The organism is Curtobacterium flaccumfaciens (assembly GCF_051548005.1).
Lineage (GTDB): Bacteria > Actinomycetota > Actinomycetes > Actinomycetales > Microbacteriaceae > Curtobacterium.
This window is the reverse complement of the sequence record NZ_JBPUGH010000093.1, coordinates 1-13,586: the sequence shown is the minus strand read 5'-3', so window position 1 is coordinate 13,586 and position 13,586 is coordinate 1. Positions and strand designations below refer to the sequence as shown.

The following is a 13,586-nucleotide window of genomic DNA, read 5'->3' as shown; positions in this document are numbered from 1 at the left end:
CCCTGACACCGTCCGACCTGGCCCACCTCGCCGCGACGGCGGCCGTGGTGCACGGGCTCGCGGCGCGCCGCGCCTCGCGCGGCGGACCCTTCCCGATCACCGGCCTGATCGAACAGCTGAGCGGCGTCGTGCGCGACCTCGCGGTCGACGGCGACGCGAGCTAGCGTCGCGCGGCGCCGTGACCGGACGACGTCGCGGTCGTCGCGCGACAGCGGGCGGGTCGTCCCGCGGCGGTGACGCACCCACCTGACGGCCGAGAGGCACGGGTCGGGCCCGCACCGCGCCTCCCGGCCGTCCTCCGGTCACCTCCGACACCCTGTCGGCGTTCCGACACGGGCGGGTCGGTACGCTCGTCCGGTGCAGCGGAGAACCTGGGTCGAGCCCGTCCTGTTCGGGGCGGCCTTCGTCGCCGTGCACGCCCTGCTGTGGTGGCTGACGACGACCTCCGGCAACCTGCCCCTCGGCGACGTGACGATCACGTACCGCCGCTGGATCGAGACCGGCCAGCAGACGCACTTCTGGGTCGGCATCGACGAGGCGTGGGTGTACCCGATCCTCGCGATCGTCCCGATGGCCGCGGCCGCGCTCGGCGGTGTCGCGTCGATCGGCACGGGGTGGCTGGTCCTGATGGTGCTGCTCGACGCCGTCGTCTGCGTGCTGCTCTGGCGCTTCCGGGCCGCGATCGGCACCGTACGCGTCCGGGTCGTCTGGTGGTGGCTCGTCTTCCTGCTCGCCCTCGGACCGATCGGGCTCGGACGCATCGACACCGTCGCGACGGTCCTCGCGCTCGCCGGGGTGGCCTTCGTGGTGTCGAGGCCCGCCGTCGCCTCGGTGCTGTTCACCCTCGCGGCGTGGACGAAGGTGTGGCCCGCCGCGCTCGTCGGCGTCCTCGTGCTGCTCCGTCGCGGACACCGTCGGGGCGTGGTCGCCGGCGCGCTCGTGACCACCGCGCTCATCGTGCTCGTCGACGTGCTCTACGGCGGCGCGGCGTACCTGTTCTCGTTCGTCGGGGAGCAGAGCGGCCGCGCGCTCCAGATCGAGTCACCGCTCGCGACGCCGTTCATGTGGGCGGCGGCGCTCCGCGTGCCCGGAGCCGCCGTGTACTACGACCGCGAGATCCTGACGTTCGAGGTGTCCGGTGCCGGCACGCACGCGGCGGCGGCGGTGTCCACTCCGCTCATGGCGCTCGTCGTGCTCGTCGGCGTGGTCCTCGCGCTCGTCGCTGTCCGGCGTGGAGCCTCCCGGGCGCAGGCCGCGCCGGTGCTCGCACTCGTGTTCGTCGCCGCGCTGATCGCGACGAACAAGGTCGGGTCGCCGCAGTACATCGGGTGGTTCGCGGTCCCCGTCGTCTGGGGGCTCGTCGCCGGGCGGGCGAGTGCGCGGCGGTTCCTGCCGATCGCGCTGCTCGCGCTGCCGACGGCGTTCCTCACGCAGCTGGTCTACCCGGGGTACTACGACCAGGTGCTCACCGTGCAGCCGTGGATCCTCGTGGTGCTGACGCTCCGGAACGTGCTCGAGGTCGTCCTGCTCGTGTGGGGGATCGTCGGGCTGGTGCGGCTCGGGGCGGGCGCCTCGTCCCCGGGGCGTCCGTCCGACGGCGGCTCGTCGACGGGTGCGTCGTCGGCGGGTGGCTCGTCGTCGGGTGCGTCTGCGGCGGGCGGCTCGTCGTCGGGTGGCTCGTCGTCGGCCGTGGCGCGTTCGGCGCGTCCGCGGGGCAGGATGGGCGCATGATCGTCGCGTTCTCCGTCGCACCGTCCGGTGGTCCTGCCGCAACCGAGGACGGCTCCGTGCACGACGCCGTCGCCGCCGCCGTGCGGGTCGTCCGCGAGAGCGGGCTGCCGAACCGCACCTCCTCGATGTTCACGGAGGTCGAGGGGGAGTGGGACGAGGTCATGGACGTCGTGAAGCGTGCCACCGAAGCCGTCGCACCGTTCGGGACGCGGGTGTCGCTCGTGCTCAAGGCCGACATCCGGCCGGGGCACACGGGCGAGCTCGACGGCAAGGTCGAGCGGCTCGAGGCTGCGCTCGACGGTTGAGGGGTCGGCCACGCCCGGTGCGGACCCGGCGCCGCCGGGCGCAGGCACGGCGGCAGGGCGTCTCGGCGTCGTGAGGACACGCTCGTGAGGGGCTGCTGGGGCATGTCCGTGAGGGGGTTGCTGAGGGCATGCTCGGGACACCACCGACACGCCGTGCGCCTCCCGCGGATGTCGGTGGTCGGGTGTCTCCTGTCGGTGACGGACGCAGCGGGCGTCCGCACCACGACGAGGAGCTGCTCATGATGCACGACGGCTGGTGCCCCGACTGCGACCTGCGGACGGTCGTCATCGACTCCGACACCGACGGTCAGCACGCCTGGGCGACCTGCAGCGAGTGCGGCGCTGGGTGGGTCCACCGTGACGAGCTGCCGGAGGCCACGACACCCGCTCGGTCCGTGCCGGAGCGCCGCGCCGCCTGACGACCTGAGCCAAGTACCCGCTCGTCGGCGAACCGCCGTGATCGGTCGAATCGATTCGGCACGTCGTCTTCCGTCGGGCTGTTGGAGCGTTCTACACTGCTGGGAGCAGGTCGGCAGCGCCGGCCTGTGACCCGTTCGCCGCCGAACCGGGACACCCGCTCCGCGACGTTCCCGCCGCTCGCGACGGGGCTCGGGCGAGCAGGACGCACGACCTGAGCGTGCGCCGTCCCGGTCGGACCACGCACCGCCAGTGGGACATCGGTCGACGTCCCGGGCCGAACCGATCCTCCCGTCCGAGAGACAGGCTCCATGACCCACCTCACGCCTGCGCGCCGCACTGCCGCGCTCATCGCCCTCGCCCTCGGCGGGTTCGCGATCGGATCGACCGAGTTCGTCGCGATGGGGCTCCTGCCGAACATCGCCGAAGCGCTGCTGCCCTCGCAGTACGCGGCGAACCCGGACGCGGGCATCGCGCACGCCGGGTGGCTCGTGAGCGCGTACGCCCTCGGTGTCGTCGTCGGAGCCCCCACCATCGCGGCGATGTCGGCGAAGTTCCCGCGCAAGGGCCTCATCCTCGTGCTGCTCGTCGGCTTCGTGCTGGCCACGGTCGCCAGTGCCGTGCTGCCCTCGTTCGGACTCGTGCTCGTCGCGCGGTTCGTCGCCGGCCTGCCGCACGGTGCCTACTTCGGCATCGCGTCGATCGTCGCAGGGGACATGATGGGGCCGGGCAAGCGCGGCAAGGGCATCGCGATGGTGCTCCTCGGCCTCTCGGTCGCCAACGTGGTCGGCGTGCCAGCGATCACCTGGGTGGGGCAGGTGGCCGGGTGGCGCGTCGCGTACGGGGTCGTCGCCGCACTCTTCGCGCTGACGTTCCTCGCGGTCGCCGCGTTCGTGCCACGCTCCGCGAAGGACGAGCACGCGACGATCGGCCGCGAGCTCCGGGCGTTCCGCGAGCCGCAGCTCTGGATCGTCATGGGCCTCGGCGCGATCGGCTTCGGAGGCTTCTTCGCGGTGTACTCCTACATCTCGCCGATCGTCCAGAACGTCACCGGGCTGAGCGAGTCCGCGGTCCCGCTCGTCCTCGTGGTGGTCGGACTCGGCATGGTCGTCGGCGGCGTGGTCGGCGGGCACCTGGCGGACCACAGCGTCAAGCGCACGATCTACTTCGGGCTCCTGGCGCTCGTCGGCTCGCTCCTCGTCACGGTCCTGACCGCGCAGTGGACCGTCGGGATGTTCGTCGGTGCCTTCCTCATCGGCGCCACGTCGTCGGCGATCCCGCCGGCGGTCCAGTCGCGCCTCATGGACGTCGCGGGCGACGCCCGGACCATCGCGGCGGCGCTGAACCACTCGGCGTTCAACATCGGCAACTCACTCGGCGCCGCCCTCGGTGGTGCGGCGATCGCGGCCGGCTTCGGCTTCCTCGCGCCGGGGTGGCTGGGGATCGTGCTCGCGCTCCTCGGCGTCGGGGTCACGGCGATCAGCTACGGGGTCGAGCGACGGACGACCGCCCGGGCGGCGGTGCGCTCGTCGCACCCGTCCACGGGGCCGATCACGGCGCCGGTCCCGACCGTCTGACGCGCGGCGGAGCAGCGCGCCGCCCTGCACCACGGAACGGACACAGCACCGCGCTCCGGCGCGGTGCTGTGTCCGTTCTGCGGTGTCGTTGGCGCTACAAGCCGAGCGGGCTGCCGTCCTGCACGATGATGCCGTCGGTGATCGCCCGCTTCCGGAGCGCCACCTTCGTGCCCACGTCGAAGCCGGCCACGCGGTACTTCTCCCGGATGCGCTTGAGGTAGCTCTTCGCGGTCTCCTCCGAGATGCCGAGCTGGTACGCCACGCTCTTCACGGGCTCGCCACCGCCGTAGAGCGCCATGACGCGACGCTCCTGCGCGCTGAGCTTCGGCACCCCGCCGACGTCGCCGGAGTTGATCGCCAGGTCGAGCTCGGCGGAGACGTACTGCTCGCCGCGCTGGGCGGAGCGGATCGCCTCGACGATCATGTCCGCGTCCTCGCTCTTCACGAGGTAGCCCAGGGCGCCCGAGGCGAGGGCCTCGCGGACGACGTTCGGCTCGGAGTACGTGCTCATGACCACGGTCTTGACGCCCGCGGTCTTCAGCGTGGAGATCTTGAGCGAGACCGGGATCGAGTCCTTGAGGTCGAGGTCGAGCAGCACCACGTCGACCGGGAACGCGGGGTTGGTGAGCAGCTCCGGCCAGGTCGTGACGGCGGCCACGAGGGTGATGTCGTCGGCGGCGCTGCGGATCCACTCCGTCAGAGCGCCGAGGAGCATCCTGTGGTCGTCGACGAGGGCGAGTCGGATCGGTTCCTCTGGAGTCGCCATGGTGGCGTCCTTTCTCGGGGGCTGTGCCGATCCTAGGGGGACCGAACGCACGGTACGGGCAGGCTGGTCAGGGTGTCCGGTGGTTCGGGTCCAGCCGGTGCGGTCCGGGCGACGGCTACATCGTCGGGTGCCGGTTGACGACGCAGTGGGCCACGATCCGCAGGGCGCCGTCCTGGACGGTCTCGGTGAACGGGCCGATGCGGTGCAGGGCGCTCCACGTCGCCGGGCCGAGCCGTCGGCGCGTGACACTGCGCGACTCGATGACGATCGGGACGTCCATCGTCTCGTCGGTGACGGGGTGTCCGTCCGACCCGACGGGCCCGAGGGTCACGGCGACGACGGGCTGGCCGGGCTGGGCGGTCCGGCCCTCGCCCGCCATCTGCCACAGGGCCTGGAGGAGTCCGTCGCGCTGGGCGGGCGAGAGGTGGCCGGCGAGGGACCCCGGGTCGGCGACGCTCACGGCGCGACCGAGGTGGTCGGACTCGGTGATCGCGTGGTAGAGCCAGGTCTCTCGGCGGCCTTCGATGAGGTGGAGCCGGAGTTCCGTGGCGAGCGAGGCCGCGACCGATGCGGAGGCGTCGGAGAGGGGCAGCGGGTCCGATCCGTTCGCGACGGCGTCGAGGAGCTTCTCGGCCGCGAGGTCGAGTCGGGCGAGCTCGTCCGACGCGAGCATGCCGACGGCGAACTGCGGCGCCTGCACGTTGCTCTGGACCAGGACCCGGTCGAGCTCGCGCTGCACGAGCTGACGGAAGCGCTGCACGACGAACAGGGCGAGCGACGGCGGCACGACGACGAGGGCGACGAGCGAGACCATGCCGGGCAGGGTGTCGGTCGTCACGGGGGTCGAGACGAGGCACATGACGATGAACGTGATGCCGAGGACGACGATCGCCGCCGCGACCTCGCGCGCCGGTCGCAGCGATGCGATGGGTAGCAGGGCGAACCCCGCGGCGACCGACGCGGTGGCGAAGTGGGCGATGTCGTGGCCGTGCCAGATACCGATGAAGTCGAGTGTGACGACGCACGCCAACACCACGCAGATCAGTGCGAACGCGACCCCGGTCAGCCGCTCTCCGTAGGTGAGCAGGCTGAGGCCGACGCCGAGCGCCGCGACGATGTACAGCCCCCAGGCGGCGGCTGGCAACCACGGGTCGGGGTACTCGGGCCAGCGGGCGAGGAAGAGCACGATGCCGGCGACGGCCTCGATCGCGGTGAGGACGGCCGCTCCGGCGCCGAGGTAGCCCGCGCCGAGCGACGCGCCGGGCTTGGCCGCCTGCCGCAGCGAGCGGGCACCGGTGGACGTCGACGGGAGGCCGCGTGCCTGCCGACGTTCGCTGCCCCGGTACCGCTCCCGTGCCTCCCGGCGGGTCCGCGGAGCGGGCTGCACGGTCTCACCGGGCAGTCCGCGACTGATGGTGTCCTCGGGGACCCGGCTCACAGCGCCGGCTCCGTCCGCCGTTTTGCGGGACGTGCGGGACGTGCGGGACGACGCTGGCTCATCGGGGGGCCTCCAGGACGACGGTCGTGCCGGAGCCCGGCGCGGAGAAGAGCTTGGCGTCGCCACCGACCTCGCGGAGGCGGTTCACGACGCTCTCCTTGAAGCCGAGGCGTTCGGCGCTGACGTGCGTGAGGTCGAAGCCGACCCCGGAGTCCGTGACCATCGCCCGGACCATCTCGTTGTCGTGCACGATCGTCACGTGTGCCTCGCCGACACCGGCGTGTCGCCGGACGTTCTCGAGGCACTCGCCGAGCGCGAGCAGGAACGCGTCGAGCACGTTGGACGGCAGCAGGACCTGACCGGTCCCGTGCCAGCTGACCTCGAGCCCCATCCGGCCGAAGCGCTGCTTGACCGATTCGAGGGTCTGTCCGAGGGGCGACTCCTCCTCACGCGTGAGCGAGTAGTCACCGGACTGCTGCGGCTGCGGGGTCGCACCGAGGCGGAGGTGGCGGAGCAGCCGCGCGTCCTCGGCGGCCTGTTCGCGCATCGCCTGCTCGGAGACGCCGACACCGGAGTGGGCGAGGAGCGTCAGGGTGGCGAGCACGGTGTCGTGCAGGAGCCGTGCGCCCTGACGTCGCTGCGCCTCGGTCTCACTGGCCTGGCGTTCCGCGCGGTGGGCGGTGCCGATGCTGTAGATGCGGCGGGCGACACGGGGGATGCTCCGGGAGATCCAGACGGTGACGACGGCGATGAGCACCCACCCGAGGAGCGCTCCGCTCGCGGCGACGGACAGGAACGACCCCGTCGCCCAGGCCATGCCCGCGGCGGTCGTGGCGCCGGCGGCGAGGGTCAGACCCAGTCCGACGGGGTGACCGCGCTGAGCCATCAGCGGTGCGGAGACCCCACCGGCCGCGAGCGGCATGACCGCGCTCGCCACGACCGGACGCGTGGTGTCGTCGGCGCCGAGGAGCAGGATCGCGAGCGCGCCGAGACCACCGGCGAGGATCACCGCCGTCCACCACACCGAACCGCTCGACCCGAACGCGACGAAGCCGGCGATCATCGCCGCGATGCACGCGACCGCTCCGAGGAGCAGCCCGGCGGGGACCGCGAACGAGACGAGCACGGCCACGAGGCTGATGGCGGTGCAGACGATGCCGACGACACGGGTGGTCGACCGGAGCAGTCGGTCGCGTTCCTGTGCGATCAGTTCCATCGAAGTCCTGTGCGTTCGTGCGAAGTCGAGACTCGGTCAGCCGAGCACCACGCCATCATTCCACGCACGGCACCCGTTGGGGGGTGTTCGGCGCGCGCTCCCGTACCGGATGGGAACCGAATCGTGATCGCAGGTGCGATGGAATCCTCCGGCTCCCGCACCGGGTCAGCCGAAGAGCCGACGGAGGTGTCCCCCGACGGCCTCTTGCTCGATGAGGAACCCGTCGTGCCCGAACTCGCTCGTGACCACCGTGGCGCGGTCTCCCTCGAGCGTGTCCGGGATGCCAGCGGCGATGCGGTGCTGGTCCTCCACGGGGAACAGCCGGTCGCTCGACACCCCGAGCACGAGTGTTCGCGCCGTGACCCGACCGAGTGCCGCGGTCACACCGCCGCGCCCGGCACCGACGTCGTGCGAGTCCATCGCGTGCGTGAGCGTGATGTACGACGAGGCGTCGAAGCGCCGGGTGAACTTGTTCCCGTGGAAGTCGAGGTAGCTCTCCACCGAGAACCGTCCGTCGTCGCCGAGGGGTGAGACGTCGCTCTGCCAGGACCGGTCGAACCGCCCGTTCAGCTCGTCCGGTGCCCGGTAGGTCATGAGCGCCATGCGGCGGGCGAGCGCGAGGCCGCGGTGCGGTCCCTCGCCCGGTGCGGCGTCGTGGTAGTCGCCGCCGGCGAACGCGGGGTCCATCTGGATCGCGGCGCGCTGCAGCGAGTTCGCGGCGATCTGGTCTGCGGTGGTCTGCGCCGTCGACGCGAGGACGGCGAGCCGCTCGACCCGCTCGGGGTGTGCGACCGCGAACTCGAGCGCGTGCATACCGCCCATCGAGCCGCCGACGACACCGGCGAACCGGTCGATCCCGAGGCGGTCGGCGAGCTGGACCTGCACCCCGACCTGGTCGCGCACCGTGACGAAGGGGAAGCGCGACCCCCACTCGACCCCGTCCGGCGCTACGGAGGACGGTCCGGTCGTGCCCTGGCAGCTGCCGAGCATGTTCGGCACGATGACGAACCAGCGGTCGGTGTCGATCGCCCGCCCGGGTCCGACGACGTCCCCCCACCAGCCGGCGGTGCGGTGTCCCGGGCCGGCCTCGCCCGTGACGTGCGAGTCGCCGGTCAGGGCGTGGAACACCAGGACAGCATTGTCGCGCTCCGGGGACAGGGTGCCCCAGGTCTCGTAGGCGACCCGGACGTTCGGCAGCCGCCCACCGCGGACCTGCTGCTCGCCGAGGCTCTCGAAGCGTCGGTTGCCGGGGTGGTCGCCGGGGCGCCAGGCGCCCGTGACCGGCGGCTTGCCGAGGGTGCCGAGTTCGGTCCCGGGCACGAGGGAGGACGGCACGGAGTCCTCGGGGGTCGTCTGCCAGTCCATCGTCCGACCAGTCTGCCGGGAGGCACGGCTCGCCGCCGCCGTGTTACGTCACCCCGAGCGGGTGCTCGTGCTCGCCGGTCGTCCGCTCCCGACCTGCCGCGGACGGCTCGGCAGTTCGAACAGCACCGCGACGGCGCGGTGGCCACGGGCGGCGATGATCGCCACGGCGCAGAGCACCGCGACGGCGGACGCCGTGACGACGATGACGGGAGCCGGCCACGAACGGCTCTCGTCGGCGGCCCCGGCGGCACCGAGGAGCCCGGTGAGCACGACGAGGTGGGTGACGTAGGGCACGACCGCGTTCTGCCCGAGGTGGGCGAGTCCGTCCTGGACGGGTCGACGTCGTGGACGGGATCGCGTGCCCGGGAACGGACGCGATCGAGCGAGCGCCACCAGTGCGACGACGGCGAGTGCGACGAGCGGCGCGGCGACCGCTTCGTACCGCACGCGCTCACCGGCGGCGAGCGCGATGAGCAGCAGCACCACTGCCGTCGCACCACCGACCGAGACGGCGATCGCTCGCGCTCCCGACGGTCGCCACCGCCGAGCCGCGACTCCGAGGAGGAAGAAGCCGAAGAGGTAGGCGAAGCGGTCGGCCCGGTGGGTCTCCGGCAGGAACCCGCTGACCGTCACCGACAGCGCGGCGACCGAGAGGAGGGCCGGCGTCGGGAGTCGGCGGAGCAACCACGCGGCGATCGCGAACACCGCGAGGAACTGGAGGAACCAGAGGTAGGTGGGGGCGACGGTCCAGATCCGGACGAGAGCGGCCGGGACGAGACCGCCCGTGGCCGCGAGCACGACGACCGACCACACGAGGTACGGCCACACCAGGGTCCGCGCGCGACGGATGGCGAAACGGCCGAACGGCTGGAGCAGGGCCCCGCCGAGTACCAGTCCCGAGATCGTCATCAGCAGCGGCATGCGGAACGGGGACAGTGCGGCGTCCAGGAGGTCGGTCACCGGATGGGACCAGCCCTGCGCGGCTCCGAGCGCGGTGGCGTGGTGGAGCACGACCCCGATCGCGCAGCAGCCGCGGACGACGTCGATCCAACGCTCTCTCGGTGCAGGCATGGCCGGAGTCTGCTGTGCCCGGTACGGCCCTCAGGAATTCCCCGCATTTCGTATGTTGCGGGTGGCCACGATGCGTCGTCGCGCTCGCACGCCGCACGCGGACGCGGACGCGCACGACGTCCCACGTGTCGATCGACACGTGGGACGTCGGGACGCGCGCGTTCCGTGGGAGCGGAGCGGGCCTCAGGCGCGCAGGCGCTCGGACTCCGCCCGGGCAGCGGCGAGTCCGGCCTCGAGGTCGGCCCGGAGGTCCTCGACGTTCTCGATCCCGACCGACAGGCGGACGAGCCCCGGCGTGACCCCGGTCGTCAACTGCTGCTCGGGCGTGAGCTGCGAGTGCGTGGTCGACGCCGGGTGGATCACGAGCGAGCGCACGTCCCCGATGTTCGCCAGGTGCGAGAACAGGCGCAAGTTGTCGACGAACGCCTTGCCCGCGTCGACACCGCCCTTGAGCTCGAAGGACAGCACCGCGCCGACGCCCTTCGGCGCGTACTTGTTCGCGGCGCCGTACCAGGGCGAGGTCGGGAGCCCGGCGTAGGACACCGTCGCGACGTCCGGGTGCCGGTCGAGCCACTCCGCGATCTCCTGCGCGTTCGACACGTGCCGCTCGATGCGGAGCGACAGCGTCTCGATGCCCTGCAGCAGCGCGAACGCCGTGTCGGGGGAGTTGGACGCACCGAGGTCGCGGAGCAGCTGCACCCGTGCCTTGATGATGTACGCGAGCTGGTCACCGACGGCCTGCGAGAACACCGCGCCGTGGTACGACGGGTCCGGCGTGCTGAACTCCGGGAACTTCTCGGCGTGGTCCGACCAGACGAACCGCCCGCCGTCGACGATCACGCCGCCGATCACGGTGCCGTGCCCGCCGAGGAACTTCGTCGCCGAGTGGACGACGATGTCGGCCCCGTGCTCGAACGGGCGGATGAGGTACGGCGTCGCGATCGTGTTGTCGACGATCAGCGGGACACCGGCCTCGTGCGCGATGTCCGACACCGTGGCGATGTCGAGGACGTTGATCTTCGGGTTGCCGATCGTCTCCGCGAAGAACAGCTTCGTGTTCGGCCGGACGGCGCGACGCCACTCCTCGGGGTCGTCCTGGTCCTCCACGAAGGTGGTCTCGATGCCGAGCTTCGCGAGCGTGTACTTGAAGAGGTTGTACGTACCGCCGTAGATCGACGACGACGACACGATGTGGTCACCCGCACCCGCGATGTTGAGCACCGCGTACGTCTCCGCGGCCTGCCCCGAGGACACCAGGAGCGCCCCGGTACCGCCCTCGAGCGCGGCGATGCGCTGCTCGACGACGTCGTTCGTCGGGTTCATGATCCGCGAGTAGATGTTGCCCGGCTGCGCCAGCGCGAACAGGTCGCGAGCGTGGTCCGAGTTCTCGAACACGTACGAGGTCGTCTTGTAGATCGGCGTCGCCCGGGCACCCGTCGTCGGGTCCGGCTGGGCGCCGGCGTGGACCTGCGTCGTCTCGAACCGCCAGGCGGCGGCGTCGTTCGTGCTCATCGGTGCTCCTGTCGGGTGCGGTCGTCGAGGTGGGCGGCGCACCGGCCGGGAGGCCCGGGGCAGCGCTGCGTCGTCCGTCACGGTACGCAGGTGGCGCAGGTCGCACCAGCGCACCCGCCACGCGACGTAACGGACGGTGCGGGGGCGACCCGTGCCTCCAGGCCGGCGCTGTGCGCCTAGCGCACCTCGTCCTTCCGGAACAGCCACCCGACCCTGGGCTCGAGCAGCCAGCGCATCGCGCTGCGCACGAACGGCTGCGCCAGGAAGAGGCTCACCGCGCAGGCGACCACGACCATGAGCAGCACGTACGGCCAGGCCGAGTGCTCCCCGGCGAGGACGCCGGACTCCCGGATCGGGTAGAGGACGAACGTGTGCAGCAGGTAGACGTACATCGTCGCGGCGCCGAACCGCGTGATCCAGACCGTCCGTCGCGGCACGAGCAGCAGGAACGACGCCGTCAGCACCGCGGCGAGCAGCATCAGGCCGAAGCGCACCGCGCCCGCCCACCACGCGTCCTCACCGAGGCCGGAGTACGAGTCGTCGTAGAAGAACCAGTGGTGGAGGTCGAACTCCTTGAACTGCGGGATCCAGATCGCACACGACACCGCCCACGCTGCGAAGACCGCAGCTGCGACCACGCGCACGCGCACGACGGTCCGGCGGGGGGCGTCGTACCAGCGGTCGAAGAGCCCCCACTGCTTCACCTGCCAGCCGACGAGGAAGAACGGCAGCAGGCTGATCGCACGGCTCAGCGAGAGCGTCGAGTCCACGTTGTCGAAGTAGCCCACCCCGATGCTGAACACCACGGCCCAGAACAGCGGCCACCGCAGCTGCGCGAGGTACGGCAGGATCAGCCGGAAGATCCCGAGGGCGAGCAGGAACCAGAGCGTCCACGTCGGCTGCGTCGGGTTGAACTGCTTGCCGCCCTCGACGATCGCCTGCACCACGGTCCAGATCGTCTGCATGATGATGTACGGCACCACGATGTCCGTGATCGTCCGCTTCATGCGGTCCGCCGTCGGGGTCGCCGCCGACGAGAAGTAGCCGCTGATCACGCCGAACGCCGGCATGTGGAACGCGTAGATGAACGTGTAGAGCGCCAGCGCGTGCTCGCTGTCGCTCGTCTGCCGCTGGATCGCGTGCCCGATGACGACGAGCGTGACCGCGAGGAAGCGCGCCGTGTCCCACATCGGGATGCGCTGCTTCGCCCGCCCCGGCTCGAGGCCGGCAGGGGCCACCGGAGCCGCTTCTCTCGTCATGGCCCGCCACGCTACCGGCTGGCACGGCGTCGTGATCGGTACGGTGGTCTCCCAACCGTGTCCCACACCCAGGCGTTCGGAGGAACACCCATGGCACCTCGTCGCGCAGTCGTCACCGGAGCCAGCTCGGGCATCGGCGCAGCGACCGTCCGGCTCCTGCGCTCCCGCGGGTGGGACGTGCTCGCGGTCGCCCGGCGCGAGGCGAAGCTGCAGGCGCTCGCCGAGGAGACCGGAGCGACGTACCTCGTGGTCGACGTCACCGACCCGTCGGACGTGGCGGCGCTCGACGCACGGGTCGCCGAGACCGGAGGGGTCGACGTGCTCGTCAACAACGCCGGTGGTGCCCTCGGGTCCGCGTCGGTCGAGGAGTCCGACGTCGAGGACTGGCGGGCGATGTTCGAGGTGAACGTCATCGGCACGAAGCAGGTGACCGCTGCGCTGCTGCCGGCGCTGCGGGGAGCCGCCCGGAGCGGCGGGCACGCCGACATCGTCACGGTGACGTCGACGGCCGGGCACGTGGCGTACGAGAACGGCGGCGGGTACAACGCCGCGAAGTTCGCCGAGCACGCGCTCGTGGCTGCACTCCGGCTCGAGCTCAACGGTGAACCGATCCGCGTCGTCGAGATCGCCCCGGGCCTGGTGAAGACCGACGAGTTCGCGCTTACCCGGTTCCGCGGGGACGAGGCGAAGGCGGCAGCGGTGTACGACGACGTGCCGGAGCCGCTCGTCGCCGAGGACGTCGCGGAGGCCATCGTGCACGCGGTCGAACTGCCGGCGCACGTGAACCTCGACCTCGTGACCGTGCGTCCGGTGGCGCAGTCGGCGCAGCACAAGCTCGCGCGGGGGCCGTTGACGCCGCGCGACTGACGCGGTGGCCCTGCCGCTGCCGCTGCCGCTGCCGCTGCCGCGGTTGCGCTGCGGTGCTGTCG

Annotated in this window: 12 protein-coding genes; 5 read left to right on the top strand and 7 right to left on the bottom strand. The window is 71.8% G+C overall.

The genetic code is table 11. The features are described from left to right. The first annotated feature begins 357 nt into the window (after positions 1–357). The 4 genes from ACSW7Y_RS11540 (at position 358) to ACSW7Y_RS11525 (ending at position 4,030) form a co-directional block, all read left to right on the top strand. On the top strand, positions 358–1,731 hold the full coding sequence (locus ACSW7Y_RS11540) for a glycosyltransferase 87 family protein (protein WP_438126425.1): 1,374 nt from the start codon (positions 358–360) through the stop codon (positions 1,729–1,731). After that, positions 1,728–2,036 carry a thiamine-binding protein gene (locus ACSW7Y_RS11535; protein WP_438126424.1) on the top strand — a complete coding sequence of 103 codons (309 nt, stop codon included), beginning with the start codon at positions 1,728–1,730 and terminating at the stop codon, positions 2,034–2,036. Before ACSW7Y_RS11540 ends, ACSW7Y_RS11535 begins: the two co-directional genes overlap by 4 nt. A 239-nt stretch (positions 2,037–2,275) precedes the next feature. Beyond that, a complete protein-coding gene (locus tag ACSW7Y_RS11530; RefSeq protein WP_438126423.1) occupies positions 2,276–2,455 on the top strand; it encodes a hypothetical protein in 180 nt (59 codons plus the stop codon). A gap of 309 nt (positions 2,456–2,764) precedes the next feature. Next, on the top strand, positions 2,765–4,030 hold the full coding sequence (locus tag ACSW7Y_RS11525; RefSeq protein WP_438126422.1) for an MFS transporter: 1,266 nt from the start codon (positions 2,765–2,767) through the stop codon (positions 4,028–4,030). Positions 4,031–4,124: 94 nt separating this feature from the next. Here ACSW7Y_RS11525 and ACSW7Y_RS11520 read toward each other — a convergent pair whose 3' ends face one another. From ACSW7Y_RS11520 to ACSW7Y_RS11490, 7 genes are all read right to left on the bottom strand, one after another. After that, positions 4,125–4,796, bottom strand: coding sequence for a response regulator (locus ACSW7Y_RS11520; protein WP_438126421.1), 672 nt, complete (start codon positions 4,794–4,796; stop codon positions 4,125–4,127). 115 nt (positions 4,797–4,911) lie between these two features. Next, entirely contained in the window at positions 4,912–6,234 is a 1,323-nt protein-coding gene (locus ACSW7Y_RS11515) for a hypothetical protein (protein ID WP_438126420.1), read from the bottom strand. A 58-nt stretch (positions 6,235–6,292) separates the two neighbouring features. Beyond that, positions 6,293–7,450 (bottom strand): sensor histidine kinase, encoded by a 1,158-nt coding sequence (locus ACSW7Y_RS11510; RefSeq protein WP_438126419.1) that lies wholly within the window; start codon positions 7,448–7,450, stop codon positions 6,293–6,295. Positions 7,451–7,615: 165 nt separating this feature from the next. Then, entirely contained in the window at positions 7,616–8,815 is a 1,200-nt protein-coding gene (metX, locus tag ACSW7Y_RS11505) for a homoserine O-acetyltransferase MetX (RefSeq protein ID WP_438126418.1), read from the bottom strand. A 48-nt stretch (positions 8,816–8,863) separates the two neighbouring features. Then, positions 8,864–9,886 carry an acyltransferase family protein gene (locus tag ACSW7Y_RS11500; RefSeq protein ID WP_438126417.1) on the bottom strand — a complete coding sequence of 341 codons (1,023 nt, stop codon included), beginning with the start codon at positions 9,884–9,886 and terminating at the stop codon, positions 8,864–8,866. A 183-nt stretch (positions 9,887–10,069) separates the two neighbouring features. Continuing rightward, the gene (locus ACSW7Y_RS11495) at positions 10,070–11,398 is read right to left on the bottom strand and encodes a bifunctional o-acetylhomoserine/o-acetylserine sulfhydrylase (protein ID WP_438126416.1); all 1,329 of its coding nucleotides are present in this window, start codon (positions 11,396–11,398) and stop codon (positions 10,070–10,072) included. Between the two features lie 176 nt (positions 11,399–11,574). Then, complete coding sequence (locus ACSW7Y_RS11490; protein WP_438126415.1) at positions 11,575–12,657, bottom strand: acyltransferase family protein; 1,083 nt, start codon at positions 12,655–12,657, stop codon at positions 11,575–11,577. A gap of 90 nt (positions 12,658–12,747) precedes the next feature. Between ACSW7Y_RS11490 and ACSW7Y_RS11485 the strand changes: the two genes are divergently transcribed. Then, positions 12,748–13,524 carry an SDR family oxidoreductase gene (locus ACSW7Y_RS11485; protein ID WP_438126414.1) on the top strand — a complete coding sequence of 259 codons (777 nt, stop codon included), beginning with the start codon at positions 12,748–12,750 and terminating at the stop codon, positions 13,522–13,524. Positions 13,525–13,586: the final 62 nt, after the last annotated feature.

What these genes read in the sequence shown, in the direction of transcription:
- ACSW7Y_RS11510 (WP_438126419.1), bottom strand. Translation starts at nt 7,450, where the DNA reads ATGGAACTGATCGCACAGGAACGCGACCGACTGCTCCGGTCGACCACC.
- ACSW7Y_RS11520 (WP_438126421.1), bottom strand. Translation starts at nt 4,796, where the DNA reads ATGGCGACTCCAGAGGAACCGATCCGACTCGCCCTCGTCGACGACCAC.
- metX (WP_438126418.1), bottom strand. Translation starts at nt 8,815, where the DNA reads ATGGACTGGCAGACGACCCCCGAGGACTCCGTGCCGTCCTCCCTCGTG.
- ACSW7Y_RS11535 (WP_438126424.1), top strand. Translation starts at nt 1,728, where the DNA reads ATGATCGTCGCGTTCTCCGTCGCACCGTCCGGTGGTCCTGCCGCAACC.
- ACSW7Y_RS11525 (WP_438126422.1), top strand. Translation starts at nt 2,765, where the DNA reads ATGACCCACCTCACGCCTGCGCGCCGCACTGCCGCGCTCATCGCCCTC.
- ACSW7Y_RS11490 (WP_438126415.1), bottom strand. Translation starts at nt 12,657, where the DNA reads ATGACGAGAGAAGCGGCTCCGGTGGCCCCTGCCGGCCTCGAGCCGGGG.
- ACSW7Y_RS11500 (WP_438126417.1), bottom strand. Translation starts at nt 9,886, where the DNA reads ATGCCTGCACCGAGAGAGCGTTGGATCGACGTCGTCCGCGGCTGCTGC.
- ACSW7Y_RS11495 (WP_438126416.1), bottom strand. Translation starts at nt 11,398, where the DNA reads ATGAGCACGAACGACGCCGCCGCCTGGCGGTTCGAGACGACGCAGGTC.
- ACSW7Y_RS11485 (WP_438126414.1), top strand. Translation starts at nt 12,748, where the DNA reads ATGGCACCTCGTCGCGCAGTCGTCACCGGAGCCAGCTCGGGCATCGGC.
- ACSW7Y_RS11530 (WP_438126423.1), top strand. Translation starts at nt 2,276, where the DNA reads ATGATGCACGACGGCTGGTGCCCCGACTGCGACCTGCGGACGGTCGTC.